The sequence below is a fragment of the Polynucleobacter sp. AM-26B4 genome (assembly GCF_018882285.1).
In the GTDB taxonomy this organism is placed as follows: Bacteria; Pseudomonadota; Gammaproteobacteria; order Burkholderiales; family Burkholderiaceae; genus Polynucleobacter.
The window spans coordinates 791,264-807,183 of record NZ_JACVOT010000001.1; the positions used below are offsets into that span (position 1 = coordinate 791,264).

29 protein-coding genes are annotated in these 15,920 nt (G+C 44.8%); 2 read left to right on the forward strand and 27 right to left on the reverse strand.

Annotated features, from left to right (window positions below; translation table 11 throughout):
* Positions 1-80 precede the first annotated feature (80 nt).
* Together yihA and hemB are read left to right on the forward strand one after the other, a co-directional pair.
* On the forward strand, positions 81-764 hold the full coding sequence (yihA, locus tag ICE88_RS03910; RefSeq protein ID WP_089515015.1) for a ribosome biogenesis GTP-binding protein YihA/YsxC: 684 nt from the start codon (positions 81-83) through the stop codon (positions 762-764).
* A gap of 8 nt (positions 765-772) precedes the next feature.
* A complete protein-coding gene (hemB, locus tag ICE88_RS03915; RefSeq protein WP_216249680.1) occupies positions 773-1,765 on the forward strand; it encodes a porphobilinogen synthase in 993 nt (330 codons plus the stop codon).
* A gap of 14 nt (positions 1,766-1,779) precedes the next feature.
* Here hemB and dsbD read toward each other — a convergent pair whose 3' ends face one another.
* The 27 genes from dsbD to rplB all read right to left on the reverse strand — a co-directional run bounded on the left by dsbD (position 1,780) and on the right by rplB (position 15,920).
* A complete protein-coding gene (gene dsbD / locus ICE88_RS03920; protein ID WP_216249682.1) occupies positions 1,780-3,423 on the reverse strand; it encodes a protein-disulfide reductase DsbD in 1,644 nt (547 codons plus the stop codon).
* Positions 3,416-3,745 (reverse strand): divalent-cation tolerance protein CutA, encoded by a 330-nt coding sequence (gene cutA, locus ICE88_RS03925; protein WP_216249684.1) that lies wholly within the window; start codon positions 3,743-3,745, stop codon positions 3,416-3,418. The genes dsbD and cutA overlap by 8 nt, the downstream gene beginning before the upstream one ends.
* Positions 3,746-3,809: 64 nt before the next feature.
* Positions 3,810-4,196 carry a 50S ribosomal protein L17 gene (gene rplQ / locus ICE88_RS03930; RefSeq protein WP_089515011.1) on the reverse strand — a complete coding sequence of 129 codons (387 nt, stop codon included), beginning with the start codon at positions 4,194-4,196 and terminating at the stop codon, positions 3,810-3,812.
* Positions 4,197-4,214: 18 nt separating this feature from the next.
* Entirely contained in the window at positions 4,215-5,195 is a 981-nt protein-coding gene (gene rpoA / locus ICE88_RS03935; RefSeq protein ID WP_216249686.1) for a DNA-directed RNA polymerase subunit alpha, read from the reverse strand.
* 27 nt (positions 5,196-5,222) lie between these two features.
* Positions 5,223-5,846: a 30S ribosomal protein S4 gene (gene rpsD, locus ICE88_RS03940; protein WP_089515009.1), complete on the reverse strand. Its 624-nt coding sequence runs from the start codon at positions 5,844-5,846 to the stop codon at positions 5,223-5,225.
* Positions 5,847-5,931: 85 nt separating this feature from the next.
* On the reverse strand, positions 5,932-6,333 hold the full coding sequence (gene rpsK, locus ICE88_RS03945) for a 30S ribosomal protein S11 (protein WP_088812711.1): 402 nt from the start codon (positions 6,331-6,333) through the stop codon (positions 5,932-5,934).
* Between the two features lie 16 nt (positions 6,334-6,349).
* Positions 6,350-6,715: a 30S ribosomal protein S13 gene (gene rpsM / locus ICE88_RS03950; protein WP_089515008.1), complete on the reverse strand. Its 366-nt coding sequence runs from the start codon at positions 6,713-6,715 to the stop codon at positions 6,350-6,352.
* A 32-nt stretch (positions 6,716-6,747) separates the two neighbouring features.
* On the reverse strand, positions 6,748-6,864 hold the full coding sequence (rpmJ, locus tag ICE88_RS03955) for a 50S ribosomal protein L36 (protein WP_012357167.1): 117 nt from the start codon (positions 6,862-6,864) through the stop codon (positions 6,748-6,750).
* Positions 6,865-6,891: 27 nt separating this feature from the next.
* Entirely contained in the window at positions 6,892-7,110 is a 219-nt protein-coding gene (gene infA, locus ICE88_RS03960) for a translation initiation factor IF-1 (RefSeq protein WP_088812713.1), read from the reverse strand.
* A 5-nt stretch (positions 7,111-7,115) separates the two neighbouring features.
* A complete protein-coding gene (gene secY, locus ICE88_RS03965) occupies positions 7,116-8,453 on the reverse strand; it encodes a preprotein translocase subunit SecY (protein WP_215290592.1) in 1,338 nt (445 codons plus the stop codon).
* A 13-nt stretch (positions 8,454-8,466) separates the two neighbouring features.
* Positions 8,467-8,907, reverse strand: a complete 441-nt coding sequence (gene rplO / locus ICE88_RS03970; RefSeq protein WP_215290591.1) for a 50S ribosomal protein L15 — start codon at positions 8,905-8,907, stop codon at positions 8,467-8,469.
* A 15-nt stretch (positions 8,908-8,922) separates the two neighbouring features.
* Positions 8,923-9,099, reverse strand: coding sequence for a 50S ribosomal protein L30 (gene rpmD / locus ICE88_RS03975; protein WP_088812716.1), 177 nt, complete (start codon positions 9,097-9,099; stop codon positions 8,923-8,925).
* Between the two features lie 16 nt (positions 9,100-9,115).
* Entirely contained in the window at positions 9,116-9,634 is a 519-nt protein-coding gene (gene rpsE, locus ICE88_RS03980) for a 30S ribosomal protein S5 (RefSeq protein ID WP_089515005.1), read from the reverse strand.
* Positions 9,635-9,657: 23 nt separating this feature from the next.
* The gene (gene rplR, locus ICE88_RS03985) at positions 9,658-10,014 is read right to left on the reverse strand and encodes a 50S ribosomal protein L18 (RefSeq protein WP_089515004.1); all 357 of its coding nucleotides are present in this window, start codon (positions 10,012-10,014) and stop codon (positions 9,658-9,660) included.
* A 12-nt stretch (positions 10,015-10,026) separates the two neighbouring features.
* Positions 10,027-10,560, reverse strand: coding sequence for a 50S ribosomal protein L6 (gene rplF, locus ICE88_RS03990; RefSeq protein WP_089515003.1), 534 nt, complete (start codon positions 10,558-10,560; stop codon positions 10,027-10,029).
* Between the two features lie 14 nt (positions 10,561-10,574).
* Positions 10,575-10,970, reverse strand: a complete 396-nt coding sequence (rpsH, locus tag ICE88_RS03995; protein ID WP_089515002.1) for a 30S ribosomal protein S8 — start codon at positions 10,968-10,970, stop codon at positions 10,575-10,577.
* 23 nt (positions 10,971-10,993) lie between these two features.
* Positions 10,994-11,299 (reverse strand): 30S ribosomal protein S14, encoded by a 306-nt coding sequence (rpsN, locus tag ICE88_RS04000; RefSeq protein ID WP_089515001.1) that lies wholly within the window; start codon positions 11,297-11,299, stop codon positions 10,994-10,996.
* 9 nt (positions 11,300-11,308) lie between these two features.
* Positions 11,309-11,851, reverse strand: coding sequence for a 50S ribosomal protein L5 (gene rplE, locus ICE88_RS04005; protein ID WP_216249689.1), 543 nt, complete (start codon positions 11,849-11,851; stop codon positions 11,309-11,311).
* 17 nt (positions 11,852-11,868) lie between these two features.
* On the reverse strand, positions 11,869-12,177 hold the full coding sequence (gene rplX / locus ICE88_RS04010; RefSeq protein ID WP_216249693.1) for a 50S ribosomal protein L24: 309 nt from the start codon (positions 12,175-12,177) through the stop codon (positions 11,869-11,871).
* 9 nt (positions 12,178-12,186) lie between these two features.
* Positions 12,187-12,555, reverse strand: coding sequence for a 50S ribosomal protein L14 (gene rplN, locus ICE88_RS04015; protein WP_088812724.1), 369 nt, complete (start codon positions 12,553-12,555; stop codon positions 12,187-12,189).
* Positions 12,556-12,735: 180 nt separating this feature from the next.
* The gene (gene rpsQ, locus ICE88_RS04020; RefSeq protein ID WP_216249694.1) at positions 12,736-13,008 is read right to left on the reverse strand and encodes a 30S ribosomal protein S17; all 273 of its coding nucleotides are present in this window, start codon (positions 13,006-13,008) and stop codon (positions 12,736-12,738) included.
* Complete coding sequence (rpmC, locus tag ICE88_RS04025; RefSeq protein WP_089514997.1) at positions 13,008-13,199, reverse strand: 50S ribosomal protein L29; 192 nt, start codon at positions 13,197-13,199, stop codon at positions 13,008-13,010. Before rpmC ends, rpsQ begins: the two co-directional genes overlap by 1 nt.
* A 15-nt stretch (positions 13,200-13,214) precedes the next feature.
* Positions 13,215-13,631 (reverse strand): 50S ribosomal protein L16, encoded by a 417-nt coding sequence (gene rplP / locus ICE88_RS04030; protein WP_215290587.1) that lies wholly within the window; start codon positions 13,629-13,631, stop codon positions 13,215-13,217.
* Positions 13,632-13,633: 2 nt separating this feature from the next.
* The gene (gene rpsC / locus ICE88_RS04035) at positions 13,634-14,446 is read right to left on the reverse strand and encodes a 30S ribosomal protein S3 (protein WP_215290586.1); all 813 of its coding nucleotides are present in this window, start codon (positions 14,444-14,446) and stop codon (positions 13,634-13,636) included.
* Positions 14,447-14,455: 9 nt separating this feature from the next.
* A complete protein-coding gene (gene rplV / locus ICE88_RS04040) occupies positions 14,456-14,785 on the reverse strand; it encodes a 50S ribosomal protein L22 (protein ID WP_089514994.1) in 330 nt (109 codons plus the stop codon).
* A 10-nt stretch (positions 14,786-14,795) separates the two neighbouring features.
* The gene (rpsS, locus tag ICE88_RS04045; protein WP_088812730.1) at positions 14,796-15,071 is read right to left on the reverse strand and encodes a 30S ribosomal protein S19; all 276 of its coding nucleotides are present in this window, start codon (positions 15,069-15,071) and stop codon (positions 14,796-14,798) included.
* Between the two features lie 18 nt (positions 15,072-15,089).
* Positions 15,090-15,920 carry a 50S ribosomal protein L2 gene (gene rplB / locus ICE88_RS04050; protein ID WP_089514993.1) on the reverse strand — a complete coding sequence of 277 codons (831 nt, stop codon included), beginning with the start codon at positions 15,918-15,920 and terminating at the stop codon, positions 15,090-15,092.

Consider the following 15,920-nt stretch of genomic DNA (forward strand, 5'->3'; position numbering starts at 1 on the left):
AGATTCTTAAATCTTTATTTTTAACTAAACAACTAATTAACAGCGTTAGATTTTACAATAGGTCTAACCCATAAACATCTATGTCGACCTTACATCAAGCACAATTTCTAGTAACCATTAACCACCTGGTTGATTTGCCCACCTGGGAGATCCCTGAGGTGGCTTTTGCTGGGCGCTCAAATGCTGGAAAGTCGACTGCAATTAACGTACTTTGCCAACAAAATCGCCTTGCTTTCGCCAGTAAAACACCAGGAAGAACGCAACATATCAACTTTTTCGGTATTTTAACGAAAGATAAGACCAATTTAGCGAATTTAGTCGATTTACCAGGTTACGGTTACGCCCAGGTGGACCTCAAAACAAAAAGCCATTGGAACAACCTGCTTTCTAGCTATTTGCAAACCAGGCCGAATTTAAAGGGCATGGTTTTGATCATGGATTCTCGCCGCGGTATGACTGATTTGGACCAACAAATGATTGAATGGTTCAGCCCAACGGGTCGCCCAATCCATGTTTTATTAACAAAATGCGATAAATTGAACCAATCAGAGAGCCGTTTGGCCCTGAAAAAACTACAAGAAAAGCTCAAAGAACTTAACCCGCATGGGCCCTACACAGTTCAGCTATTTTCCAGCACCAAAAGAATTGGTCTGGTTGAAGCTGATGCGATGGTTTCAAATTGGTTGGGTATCGAGGCGTCTGCAGCACATACCAGCAATGAAAATCGGATTTCTAAAAATCTAAAACCCCAACTTTCTTCATAAGGTTTTATATGCAACTATTTCATCGTCCACGTCGATTACGCAAAACAGATTGGTCACGTCGTTTAGTTCAAGAAAATCAACTGTCATCCAATGACTTTATTTATCCGGTTTTCTTGCTAGAGGGTAGTGGCCGTGAAGAAACTGTTTCATCCATGCCAGGTGTTAGCCGCTTATCTCTTGATAAGTTGATGGTAGTTGCTGAAGACTGCGTCAAGCTTGGCATCCCAGTGATGGCTTTATTCCCAGTGATCAGGGCTGAGCTCAAAACTCCAGACGGCAAAGAAGCTTTCAATCCGAATGGATTGATTCCGCAGGCAATCAAAGAACTCAAAAAGAAATTTCCAAATCTTGGCATCATGACGGACATTGCGCTTGATCCATACACCAGCCATGGCCAAGACGGCATCATCGATGCTGATGGCTATGTTCTCAATGATGCAACGGTTGATGCATTGATCAAACAAGCATTGACTCATGCCCAAGCAGGCGCAGACATCGTTGCTCCATCTGACATGATGGATGGTCGTATTGGTGCCATCAGAGATTCTCTTGAGACTCATGGATTTATTCATACTCAAATCATGGCCTACTCTGCAAAATACGCCTCGGCTTTTTACGGCCCATTCAGAGATGCAGTTGGCTCTGCTGGAAATTTAGGTAAGAGTGATAAGAAGAATTACCAAATGGATCCAGCCAACTCTGATGAAGCCATCAGAGAGGTTGCTCTTGATATTGAAGAGGGTGCTGACATGGTGATGGTCAAACCTGGCATGCCTTACTTAGACATCGTTAGAAGAGTCAAAGAAGAACTTGGTTACCCAACCTTTGCTTATCAGGTTAGCGGCGAATACGCGATGATCAAAGCTGCAGCACAAAATGGGTGGATCAATGAAGAGGCCGTGATGATGGAATCTTTGTTGGCATTTAAGCGTGCTGGTGCGGATGGCATTCTGACTTACTTCGCCAGAGATGCGGCAAGACTTTTAAACGCTAAAAAATAAATTACCAGCCAGACTTATTGCAGGCGCTCTAAGAAGCGCTCTGCTTTCATAAATCCAATCACTCTTTTGGATGCCTTCTCTTCGCCATTTGCATCAAAAAACAAAATGGCAGGGGGTCCAAACAATGCATATTGTTTCAATATACGCTGATGCTCCACGGTATTTTTTGTGACATCCACCTGAATCAACTGATAACTGCTCAGCGCTGCTTTAACTTTCTCATTGCTGAAAGTCAGCAATTCCATTTCTTTACAAGTCACACACCAGTCAGCATAGAAGTCCAATAAAACTGGTTGACCCTTTTGCTTTGCCTGACTCAATAAGGTATTTAACTGTGCAGAATTTGTAACCCGCTGAAACACAATACCTGATTCCAATCGATGCATGGTTTCGTTACTTGATGTCTTAGAACTTGTAAAAATAGGAGATGCCACCCAAACTGCCAAACCAATCAAGAGCACGCCGAAGACTCTTTGAACGATCGTCATCCATGCCCCTGCTTTAGGCAAGAGACCTTTGGCACCAATAGCGAACAACATCAATGGCAAGCCCATGCCTAAGGCCATCACAAACAATAAAATTCCTCCCAATCGGATTGAACCTGTTTGTGCAATGAATGCGAGCACGCCCGCCAAAGGGGCTGTGACGCATGGACTTGCGATGAGTGTAGAAATAGCACCCAACATGAAGGCCCCAATCACACTTCCGCCCTCTTGTTTACCGGCAATACGATCAATTTTATTGTGTAGCGATTGCGGTAAACGCAATTCATAGAAACCAAACAAGCTTGCTGCCAGTGCTAATAACATCAATGCAAATACGCTCAACACCCATGGGTTTTGCAACCAAGCCTGAATATTTGCACCAAGCGCAGCTGTAATCATTCCAGCAACGCTGTACATGATTGCCATGCCCAACACATAAGATAAGGCTAGCACTGACGCCCTCAACTTAGATATGTCGCGATGTCGATCATTTTTTGAGCCAAATATCACGCTTGACATGATTGGTAACATCGGTAGCACGCAAGGCGTTAAAGCCATTGCGAGGCCCAAAATAAAAAATGAACCCAGCAAAATGAATGGTGAAATATTTTGCAGCATGCCAGTCAACAAGCCAGCGTCATCTCTGGCCGACCATAAATCTGCTAAGCCTAATTTTTTTGTCGTATTTTTCGCACTTGACTCAGCTTCTGCACCTTCCTCATATAAAACACCATTCACAACTGATTGCAGACCTGACAATGTGAACCTTAGCTCCATCGGAGGGTAACAAACTCCTCTATCAGCGCAGCCTTGCAACTCCATGCTGAGAATTATTCCTGAAGCATCTTTGTTATTGATTAATGGAAGCAATATGCTGAAATCTTTTGGATATGTTTCTAATTCTTTGCCAAAGTTCTCATCGAATTTAATTTTGCCCTGCGGTAGTTGTGGGGCACCTAGTGACAGATCACCATTACTTTTTATAAGCTTGAACTTGATTGATTCGCGATAGATGTAATAACCTTTTGCCGGCTTTACATTCAAAAAAATTTCATTCTTAGACTGATACTCAGCACTGACCTGAAAGGCTTGTTCAGGCGCTAGAAAATTTTGCGCTTGTGCTGTTATCGCACCAAAGGCTAAAACGAAGGAAATTAGAAATTTTTTAATCATTCTTGCTACTTATCTGCGCATTCAACCACTCAGCATAATCTGATTCGACCTCATCGACCTTGATACAAATAATTTCAGGAACATCATAAGGGTGGTTTTGTTTCAACATGCTCATCAGGGTCTGTTTATTGGCTTCATTTGTTTTGAAATGAACCGGGTATTCTGTTGCCGTTTCAATCCGACCTTGCCAACGATACGTAGAGGTGCACTGAGACTGTATTTGCGCACAGGCAGCCATATTTTTTTCTATGGCTAGATTAGCCAATTTCTTGGCATCCTCTTCTTTAGCAACCGTTGTAATGATCAGATAAATTGAATCCATCGCCCATTATCTTCCAAACAAAAAAGCCTGGCAAAACCAGGCTTTTTTTATTGAACAGCGAGCTTTATTCTGCTGCTGGTGCTTCTGTGACTTCTGGGCGATCCAAAAGCTCGACCAAAGCCATAGGTGCATTGTCACCCACGCGGAAGCCGAACTTCAAAATACGCAAATAGCCGCCTGGACGTGTAGCAAAGCGTGGGCCTAACTCTGTGAAGAGTTTGGTAACCATTTCACGATCGCGCAAACGATCAAATGCTAAACGGCGGTTAGCCAAGTTGTCTTTTTTACCTAAAGTAATGAGCGGCTCTACTACACGACGCAACTCTTTAGCTTTTGGCAAAGTTGTTTTAATAACCTCGTGCTGCAACAATGAATTAGACATGTTGCGCAACATCGCTAAACGATGTGAGGATGTACGATTTAATTTACGAAGTCCGTTTCCGTGACGCATGGTGGCTCTTCCTTTCTATTATTTCTCAAGACCTGCAGGAGGCCAGTTATCTAGCTTCATGCCCAAGGTCAGACCGCGAGCGGCCAAGACATCTTTAATTTCATTCAATGATTTGCGGCCAAGATTTGGAGTCTTTAACAACTCGTTCTCAGTGCGTTGAATGAGGTCACCGATGTAGTAAATGTTTTCAGCTTTTAAGCAATTTGCAGAGCGTACTGTCAACTCAAGATCATCAACAGGTCTCATCAACATTGGGTCAACAGCTGGTGAACGGCTTGGAGCCAAGTCGCCGGCAGCTTGTGTACCTTCTAGCTGTGCAAATACCACTAACTGATCAACCAAGATGCTAGCTGACTGACGAATTGCTTCTTCTGGTGTTAATACACCATTCGTTTCAATTGTCATGACCAAGCGATCTAAGTCTGTGCGTTGCTCAACACGAGCTGATTCAACGGCGTAGCTAACACGACGAACTGGACTGAATGAAGCATCTAGAACAATGCTACCAATCGTCTTTGAAGATTCGTCTTGATATTTACGAACGTTGCCAGGAACATAGCCACGTCCTTTTTCAATCTTGATCTGCATATCTAACTTACCGTTTGCAGATAAGTGAGCGATCACGTGATCAGGATTGATGATTTCAACATCGTGTGGCAATTCAATGTCTTTTGCCAAAACAACGCCTGCGCCTTCTTTGCGCAAGGTGATGGTTACTTCATCACGCTGTTCTAATTTAAAAACGATGCCTTTGAGGTTCAATAATAGGTTAACAACGTCTTCTTGCACGCCATCAATTGTTGAGTACTCGTGTACAACGCCAGCAATGCTGACTTCTGTTGGAGCACAACCTACCATAGACGACAAAAGCACACGACGCAAGGCATTACCCAAGGTATGGCCATAACCGCGTTCAAACGGTTCCATAACTACTTTCGCTTGGTTTTCTGCAAGCGCTTCTACGGAAATAATTTTCGGCTTCAGCAGTGTGTTTTGCATATATTTATTCCTTAAGAGGGCGACACATTAACGTGAGTAAAGTTCGACGATCAAGCTTTCATTGATATCGCCACCGATGTCTTCACGATCAGGGGCTTGCTTGAATGTGCCTTCTAATTTAGTAGCGTCTACGTTCACCCAGCTAACATCAGCTGACTGAGCAACAAGACCTAAAGACTCTTGAATACGAGTTTGTTTTTTTGCTTTTTCACGAATTGCAATAACGTCACCTGGACGAACTTGCATTGAAGGAATGTTTGCAACATTACCGTTCAACAAAATTGCTTTGTGAGAAACCAATTGACGTGCTTCGGCGCGTGTTGAGCCAAAACCCATACGGTATACAACGTTGTCTAAACGTGACTCCAACAACATCAACAAGTTTTCACCTGTGTTGCCTTTGCGACGCTCTGCTTCAGCGAAATAACGGCGGAACTGACGCTCCAACACACCGTAAATACGCTTAACTTTTTGCTTTTCACGTAATTGATTACCGTAGTCAGATGTACGCGCACCAGATGTGCGGCCATGTTGACCTGGCTTAGTGTCAAGCTTGCATTTGTCTGATAAAGAGCGACGTGTGCTCTTTAGAAATAAGTCGGTACCTTCCCGACGTGATAGTTTGGCTTTAGGGCCTATGTAACGTGCCACGATTCATCCTTTCTTTGCCTTCAGTTAAAAACTGAGGGTGAGTCCATTCTTTACAAGCAATGGACGGTGGGCTTGATTAAAAAAATTAGATACGACGACGCTTTGGAGGACGGCAGCCATTGTGTGGAACTGGCGTAACGTCCTGGATTTCCGTGATTTTGATGCCAAGAGCATTCAAAGCACGAACAGCAGATTCGCGACCTGGGCCTGGACCCTTGATCTCAACTGCCAAGTTCTTGATGCCACACTCAATCGCTGCGCGGCCAGCAACTTCAGCTGCTACCTGTGCGGCAAACGGTGTAGATTTACGAGAACCTTTAAAACCTTGACCACCTGATGTAGCCCATGACAACGCATTGCCTTGGCGATCAGTGATAGTCACGATAGTGTTATTGAATGATGCGTGAACGTGCGCAATGCCGTCAGCAATATTCTTTTTAACTTTTTTACGGGCGCGAGCCGCGTTATTTTGTTGTGGTTTTGCCATTGTCAGCTCTTCCTAATTATTTCTTAAGTGCAATACCGGCCTTACGAGGGCCTTTGCGTGTACGAGCATTAGTGCGTGTGCGTTGACCGCGCATTGGCAAGCCTTTGCGATGACGCAGACCACGGTAGCAACCTAAGTCCATTAGGCGCTTGATGTTCATTGTCACTTCACGACGCAAGTCACCTTCAACAGTGAACCTGCCTACCTCTTCACGAAGTTTTTCTAAATCAGCATCGTTTAGATCTTTAACTTTTTTGTTAATTGCAACACCAGAAGCTTCGCAAATCTTGCGAGCCAATGAATTGCCAATACCAAAAATAGCCGTTAGACCAATAACGGTGTGTTGATGATTTGGGATGTTTACCCCTGCGATACGTGCCATGTAACGTTCCTCTTTTTTGAGACGGCTTCTTATTAACCCTGACGCTGCTTGTGACGAGCATCTGATGAACAGATCACTCGGACCACGCGCTTGCGTTTAATAATCTTGCAGTTGCGGCAGATACACTTTACAGATGCCAAAACTTTCATAATTAACCTCTTCTATACAATTAGTTACTACTTCGCGCGGAACACAATTCGCGCTTTTGACAAGTCGTATGGAGTAAGCTCCACCGTCACTTTGTCGCCAGGAAGAATGCGGATATAGTGCATACGCATTTTTCCTGAGATATGTCCCAACACCACATGTCCGTTTTCTAACTTCACACGAAACATGGCATTAGGCAAGTTTTCAACAATCTCGCCAGCCATTTGTATGACATCATCTTTTGCCATATAGCTTACGAGTTACCCATTTTGAAGTTAGCCTTCTTCAATAGTGAATCATATTGCTGCTGCATCATGTATGACTGAACTTGGGCCATGAAGTCCATTGTCACAACCACGATGATTAGAAGTGATGTTCCACCGAAGTAAAACGGCACATTCCAACGTAACACCAAAAACTCTGGCAACAAACAAACCAAAACCATGTAAGCAGCACCGATCAATGTCAAGCGCGTCAAAATCTTATCAACGTAACGCGCGGTTTGATCACCAGGACGAATACCTGGAACAAAAGCGCCACTCTTCTTAAGGTTGTCTGCTGTATCTCTGCTGTTAAACACCATTGCTGTGTAGAAGAAACAGAAGAAAATAATCGCTAATGCATACATCAAAATATAAACCGGCTGACCTGGTGACAAAGTTGCCGCCAAATCTTTAATAAATAAAGTCACAGAGCTTGTTGTCTCACCTGCTGTGAACCAACCTGCAATTGTTGCTGGGAACAAAATAATCGATGAAGCAAAAATTGGAGGAATAACACCTGCCATGTTTAACTTCAATGGCAAATGAGAAGCTTGACCACCGTATACCTTGTTACCAACTTGACGTTTGGCGTAGTTAACCAACACACGACGCTGACCACGCTCTACAAACACCACAAAATAAGTTACTGCGATAACGATTGCAACAATCAAAATAGCTGATAGTGCGCTCATTGAACCAGTTCTTACCAATTCAAACAAACCACCAAGTGCGCCAGGCAAACCAGCTGCAATACCGCCGAAAATAATGATTGAAATACCGTTACCCAAACCACGTTCAGTGATTTGCTCACCCAACCACATCAAGAACATTGTTCCCGTGACTAGTGTGATCACAGTGTTCATGCGGAATGTAAAGCCTGGGTCAATCACCAATCCTGCTTGAGCTTCTAATGCAATCGCAATGCCAAGAGCTTGGAAAGATGCCAACACCAAAGTTGCATAACGTGTGTACTGCGTAATTTTTCTTTGACCTGCTTGACCATCTTTTTTCATTGCTTCCAATGTTGGAAGCACGATGGTCAATAACTGCATGATGATCGATGCAGAAATGTAAGGCATGATTCCAAGTGCGAACACTGTGAATCTAGAAAGTGCTCCGCCTGAGAACAGGTTGAACATTCCAAGAATTCCACCACTTTGGCTATCAAATAATTGAGCCAATTGGTCAGGATCAATACCCGGAACTGGAATATGCGCGCCAATGCGGTAAACCACCAATGCCAAAACCAAGAAAATCAAGCGACGACGTAAGTCGGCGAACTTGCTTCCTGATTTCATGCTTGCGAGGTTTGGAGATGCAATGGCCATTAAGTATTAACTCTTAAGCTGCTTCAACAAATTTGCCACCAGCAGCTTCAACAGCAGCTTTAGCACCGGCAGTAGCTAAAATGCCACGCACTGTGATTGCCATTGATAACTCACCAGTTTTAATGATTTTTACGCTCTTAGTTAAGCCAGATACCAAGCCACTCTTTTTAAGAGTTACTAGATCAATCTCAGCCAAACCAAGCTTTTGCAAATCAGTTAATGTCACTTGACCGTCAAACTGTTTGCTCAAAGATACGAAACCACGTTTTGGCAAGCGGCGATACAAAGGCATTTGACCGCCTTCGAATCCAACTTTGTGGAAACCACCTGAACGAGATTTTTGACCTTTGTGTCCACGGCCAGCAGTCTTACCTAAGCCTGAGCCAATACCACGACCCACGCGACGCTTAGCGTGCTTAGCACCTTCTGCAGGTTTAATTTTATTGAGTTCCATATCTATCCCTAAGTATTACTTGATGACTTTGACCAAGTAAGACACTTTGTTAATCATGCCGCGAACTGCTGGCGTATCTTGCAACTCAGAAACAGAATTCACGCGACGCAAGCCTAGGCCACGTACAGTTGCGCGATGATCTTCACGAGTAGCAATAAGACTACGTACTAATTGAATTTTTACTGTGCTCATATATTTTTCCTGGCGATTAACCTAGGATCTCCTCTACAGATTTACCGCGCTTTGCAGCGATTTCTGAAGGAGTGCTCATTTTGCGTAAGCCATCCAAAGTTGCACGAACCATGTTGTATGGGTTTGTTGAACCAAGTGATTTTGCAACCACGTTCGTGATACCCATCACATCAAATACCGCACGCATTGGGCCACCAGCAATAACACCAGTACCGTCTTTAGCTGGAGAGATCAAAACGCGTGACGCGCCATGCTGACCAACCACTGTGTGCTGCAATGTGCCGCTGCGTAAAGAAACCTTGAACATCTTGCGACGTGCTTCGTCCATTGCTTTTTGTACAGCTACTGGCACTTCTTTTGACTTGCCCTTACCCATACCAATGCCGCCATCACCATCACCAACCACTGTTAGTGCAGCAAAACCGAGAATACGACCACCTTTAACAACTTTGGTCACTCGGTTGATAGCGATCATCTTTTCGCGTAGACCATCATCACGCTCTTCAGATTGAACTTTATTTTGCATCTTTGCCATATTATTTCCTTGAGCCTTCGCGATCAGAACTTAAGGCCGGCTTCACGCGCAGCCTCTGCCAACGCTTTCACGCGGCCATGGTAACGGAAACCAGCACGGTCAAACGCTACCTCTGTAACGCCTGCCTTGATGGCACGTTCAGCAATAGTTTTGCCAACATGCTGAGCTGCAGCACTGTTACCACCATTACCGTTCAATGCTTTTTTAATATCTGCTTCCATAGTTGAAGCAGCTGCAAGAACTTTGGTGCCATCTGCGCTGTAAAGCTGAGCAACGATATGCTGGTTAGAACGATAAATCGTCAAACGATGAGCCAATTGTTCCGCAATTCTGATGCGGGTTTGGCGTGCGCGGCGAACTCGTGTTTCATTTTTGTTCATATCTAACCCCGATTACTTCTTCTTGGTTTCTTTGAGGCGAACCACTTCATCAACATAACGTACACCCTTGCCTTTGTATGGCTCTGGTGGACGGTATGCGCGAACTTCTGCGGCTACCTGGCCAACTTGCTGCTTGTTGGCGCCTTTAATAATGATCTCAGTTTGTGATGGAGTTTCTGCCTTAACACCTGCTGGCAAATCATGAATCACATCATGTGAGAAACCTAATTGCAATTTCAATGCGTTACCCTGAACAGAAGCACGGTAACCAACGCCCACCAAGCTAAGCTTGCGCTCAAAACCTGTTGTTACGCCTTTAACCATGTTGCTCACCAAAGCACGTGTTGTGCCTGACAAAGCATTTGATTCTGCAGACTCATCGTTACAAACGACTTGAAGAACGCCATCTTTCTGTTGCAAACCAACGAGTGGGTGCAATGTGTGTGACAACGTACCCAATGGGCCTTTAACTGTTACTTGATTTGCAGCAATCTGCACATCCGCGCCTTTTGGCAACTCAATAGGGCTTTTACCGACTCTTGACATCTTCGTTCTCCCTATTAAGCTACGTAGCAGATGACTTCGCCACCCACGCCAATAGCGCGAGCTTTACGATCTGTCATCACGCCTTGTGGCGTAGAAATGATTGCAACACCTAGACCGTCCAAAACCTTTGGAATGTCATGGCGACCTTTGTAGATACGCAAACCAGGTGTTGATACGCGTTGAATGCGCTCAATAACTGGACGGCCTGCGTAATACTTTAGGCTGATATTTAATACAGGTTTAGCCGCTTCTCCAGCAATTTCAAAGCTGTCGATATAACCTTCGTCTTTTAGAACGTTGGCAATCGCTACCTTGAGCTTGGAAGAAGGCATGGCGACGTTTGTCTTCTGTACCGCTTGCGCGTTACGGATTCTCGTCAGCATGTCGGCGATTGGATCGCTGATACTCATGTGTTCTCCTAATCTTTCGCCGCTTACCAGCTGGCCTTGGTTACACCAGGGATCTCGCCACGGAAGGCGATTTCACGGATTTTGCTACGGGCCAAGCCGAACTTGCGGAACGTGCCGCGTGGACGGCCAGTTAATGCACAGCGATTACGCTGGCGAGTTGGACTTGCGTTACGTGGAAGCTGTTGCAACTTCAAACGAGCTTCATAACGTTCTTCTTCGCTCTTAGAGACGTCATCAATAATCGCCTTTAACTCTGCACGCTTTGCGGCATACTTTGCGACAGTCTTGGTGCGCTTCTTTTCGCGTTCAATCAATGCTAATTTAGCCACGATGACCTCTTAATTGCGGAATGGGAATTTAAACGCTGCTAACAAAGCTTTTGCTTCGTCATCAGTTTTAGCAGTAGTGGTAATGCTGATATTTAATCCACGTAGTGAGTCGATTTTGTCGTACTCGATTTCCGGGAAAATGATCTGCTCTTTAACACCAATGTTGTAGTTACCGCGACCGTCAAATGCCTTACCAGAGATACCGCGGAAATCGCGCACACGTGGCAATGCAACTGTAATAAAACGATCTAGGAATTCGTACATTGTTTGACCACGCAAAGTCACCATTGCACCAATTGGGTAGCCTTGACGGATTTTGAAACCCGCAATAGCTTTACGCGCTTTGGTTACAACAGGCTTTTGTCCAGCGATCTTTGTTAGATCGCCAACAGCGTGTTCAATAATTTTCTTATCATTCACCGCTTCGCCCAAGCCCATATTCAATGTGATCTTGGTGATGCGCGGCACTTCCATAACAGATTTGTAACCGAATTTTTTCATCAAATCAGCTGAAACTTTTTCTTTATAGAAGTTGTGTAAACGTGTTGACATATTTAGTTATCCTCGTCTTAGGCAGCGATTACAGCGCCAGTTGTCTTGAGGTAGCGAACCTTCTTGCCGTCAGCCACTTTGATGCCAACGCGTGAAGGTTTACCGTTTGCGTCAACCAATGCAACGTTAGATGCTTGGATTGGCATAGTCTTATCAACTACACCGCCAGTTGCACCTGTCGATGGGTTTGGTTTAACGTTTTTCTTGTACACATTAACGCCATCAACGAGTAATTTACCCTCGAGGATTTCAGAAACTGTGCCTTTTTTTCCTTTGTCACGACCAGTAATAACTACTACTTGATCGCCTTTACGAATCTTGTTCATATCGACCCCTTAAATAACTTCTGGCGCGAGAGAAACGATTTTCATGAAGCGTTCAGTACGCAATTCGCGTGTTACTGGCCCGAAAATACGTGTACCAATTGGCTCTAGTTTTGCGTTAAGCAAAACAGCCGCATTGGAATCAAATTTGATCAGTGAACCGTCTGGACGACGTACACCCTTGGCAGTGCGAACCACCACGGCGTTATAAATATCACCTTTTTTAACACGACCACGCGGAGCGGCGTCTTTAACCGTCACTTTAATAATGTCACCAATGCTGGCGTAACGGCGTTTTGAACCACCGAGCACCTTGATGCACAATACTTCGCGGGCACCGGTGTTATCGGCAACCTCTAGTCTGCTTTCAGTTTGAATCATCTTTTTATCCCCAACTTGAGCGCCATAGGCAATCAGTCTTGGTTCCGTTGAGGGACCTCAATCTTTCGATCAAAATCCCGGATTAATACTTCTGAATCAATTACTTCCCAGCATACTTCGCTGGAAAGCCCTCTACTATAACAGGCTTGAACAGTCGTTGCAAGCCTGTTTTGTTAGTTTTTAAACAGCTTTCGCTGCCTCAACCAATCTTGTTACAACCCATGATTTGCTGCGTGAAATTGGCTTTGACTCTGAAATCTCAACCGTATCACCGTCTTTGTACTGGTTTGTTTCATCGTGAGCATGGTATTTCTTTGATTTAGCAACATATTTGCCATACAAAGGATGCTTAACACGACGCTCAACCAATACAGTCACAGTTTTTTGCATTTTGTCGCTCACTACGCGACCGATCAAGGTGCGGCGCAATGATTTTTTTGTAGTTTCAGTCATTATTTGCTCGCTTTCTGGGCAATAACAGTTTTTACACGAGCGATGTCGCGCTTTACTTTGCCGAGTTGGCTTGTATCTGAAAGTTGCTGAGTGCCCTTTTGCATACGCAATTTAAATTGGGCCTTGAGCAATTCAGATAGCTCTTGGTTTAAAGATTTAACGTCTTTGGCGTTCAAATCGGAAGCTTTCATTTTGTCCCGTCCAAATTAGGCGCCAAGCTGGCGCACAACAAATGTAGTTTGAATTGGCAACTTAGCAGCAGCAAGTCTAAAAGCCTCGCGCGCCAATACTTCGTCAACACCATCCATCTCGTATAAAACTTTACCTGGTTGGATTTCAGCTACGTAGTACTCTGGGTTACCCTTACCGTTACCCATACGAACTTCTGCAGGCTTCTGAGAAATTGGCTTATCTGGGAAAATACGGATCCAAATACGACCGCCACGTTTAATGTGACGAGTCATAGCACGACGTGCAGACTCAATTTGACGCGCTGTTAATCGACCACGACCAACTGCTTTCAAACCAAAGTCACCGAATGCTACGCTGCTACCACGAGTGGCAACACCAGTATTACGGCCTTTTTGTTCCTTACGGTACTTACGACGTTTTGGTTGCAACATAATTATTCTCCAGCCTTCTCAGCAGGCTTAGTTACTTTGCGCACGCGTTTTACTGCTGGCTTAGCATCAGCTGCTGGCTTATCACCGTCTTCTTTAGCTTTACGTGGTGCACGTGTGCTAGGACGACGAGTCTTTTTCTCTTGATCTGCTTCAGGTGCTGCAGGTGCAACTGCGTTCACATCAACGCGACCCAATGTGTCACCTTTGTAAACCCAAACCTTCACACCAATGATGCCGTATGTTGTTTCTGCTTCTGATGTTGCGTAATCAATATCAGCCTTCAATGTATGAAGAGGCACACGACCTTCACGGTACCATTCTGTACGAGCAATTTCAGCACCGTTCAAACGGCCAGCACTCATGATCTTGATGCCTTGAGCGCCCAAGCGCATCGCGCTTTGCATTGCACGCTTCATCGCGCGACGGAACATAATACGTTTTTCAAGCTGTTGCGTGATTGAATCAGCGATTAACTGAGCATCAACTTCAGGCTTGCGAATTTCTTCGATATTGACGTGAACTGGAACACCCATGCGCTTTTGTAATTCTTTGCGCAACACTTCGATGTCTTCGCCTTTTTTGCCAATAACAACACCTGGACGTGAGCTGTAGATAGTGATCTTTGCGTTCTTTGCAGGACGCTCAATGATCACTTTGCTCACTGATGCATTTTTCAACTTCTTCTTAAGGTAGCTACGAACTTCAACGTCTTCTTGCAACATTTTTGCAAAGTCGTTGCTGTTAGCGTACCAGCGTGAAGTCCAGTTACGGCTTACCGAGAGACGAAATCCGGTTGGATGTATTTTCTGACCCATGTCTCTTCCTTAGTTGCTCAAAGTCACAGTGATGTGACAAGTTTGTTTTTCAATCTTGTTGCCGCGACCCTTAGCACGAGCAGTAAAACGCTTGAGCGATGTGGCCTTATCAACAGTGACTGTCTTCACTTTCAACTCATCAATATCAGCACCTGAATTGTGCTCCGCGTTAGCGATAGCAGATTCAACTACTTTCTTCATGATGAATGCAGCTTTTTTAGGGCTGAATGTGAGAATATTTAGCGCGCGAGCAATTGGCAATCCACGAATTTGGTCAGCGACCAAACGTGTTTTTTGCGCTGAAATGCGGGCGCTGCGGTGAATAGCTTTAGATTCCATCATCGTCCTCTTACTTCTTCGCTTTCTTATCTGCCGCGTGACCTTTGAAGGTGCGCGTTAGGGCAAACTCACCCAATTTATGTCCAACCATGTTTTCAGTGATGTACACAGGTACATGCTGACGACCATTGTGGACGGCAATTGTGAGACCAATGAAGTCTGGAAGAATGGTCGAACGGCGTGACCATGTCTTGATGGGCTTCTTATCTTTGTTGGCTACTGCAGTTTCAACCTTTTTAACAAGGGTTACTTCGCAGAATGGGCCTTTTTTAGCTGAGCGCGTCATGTCTATTTCCTTATTCTATTAGCGCTTTTGACGACGTTGAGCAATCATGCTTGTCGTACGCTTATTGCGACGTGTTCTGTAACCCTTCGTTGGTGTGCCCCATGGAGATACTGGAACACGACCTTCGCCTGTACGACCTTCACCACCACCATGTGGGTGATCGACTGGGTTCATTGCAACACCGCGAACTGTTGGACGAATACCGCGCCAGCGATTTGCACCAGCTTTACCGATTTGACGTAGGCTGTGTTCTTCATTGCCTACTTCACCAATCGTTGCACGACATTCAATGTGTACACGACGTACTTCGCCAGAGCGCAAACGCACTTGACCATACACGCCTTCACGAGCCAAAAGCACTGCTGAACCACCAGCAGTACGAACCATTTGAGCACCCTTACCTGGCAACATTTCCACGCAGTGGATCGTGCTACCAACAGGAATATTTCTCAATGGCAAGTTGTTACCAACTTTGATTGGGGCTTCTGAACCGCTCATGATTGCCTGACCAACCACTGCACCCTTAGGAGCAATGATGTAACGGCGCTCACCATCTGCAAATAGCAACAAAGCTAAGTTTGCAGTGCGGTTTGGATCGTATTCTAAGCGTTCAATTTTCGCTGGAATACCATCTTTGTCATTACGTTTAAAGTCAACAACACGATAGTGATGCTTATGACCACCGCCTTTATGGCGTGTCGTGATGTGACCGTTATTGTTACGACCTGATTTTTGATGTTGTGGCTCCAACAAACCTGCAAAAGGTTTACCCTTGTGCAAATCTGGATTTACCACTTTCACCATGGAACGACGTCCAGGTGAAGTCGGTTTAGTCTTCATTAAAGGCAT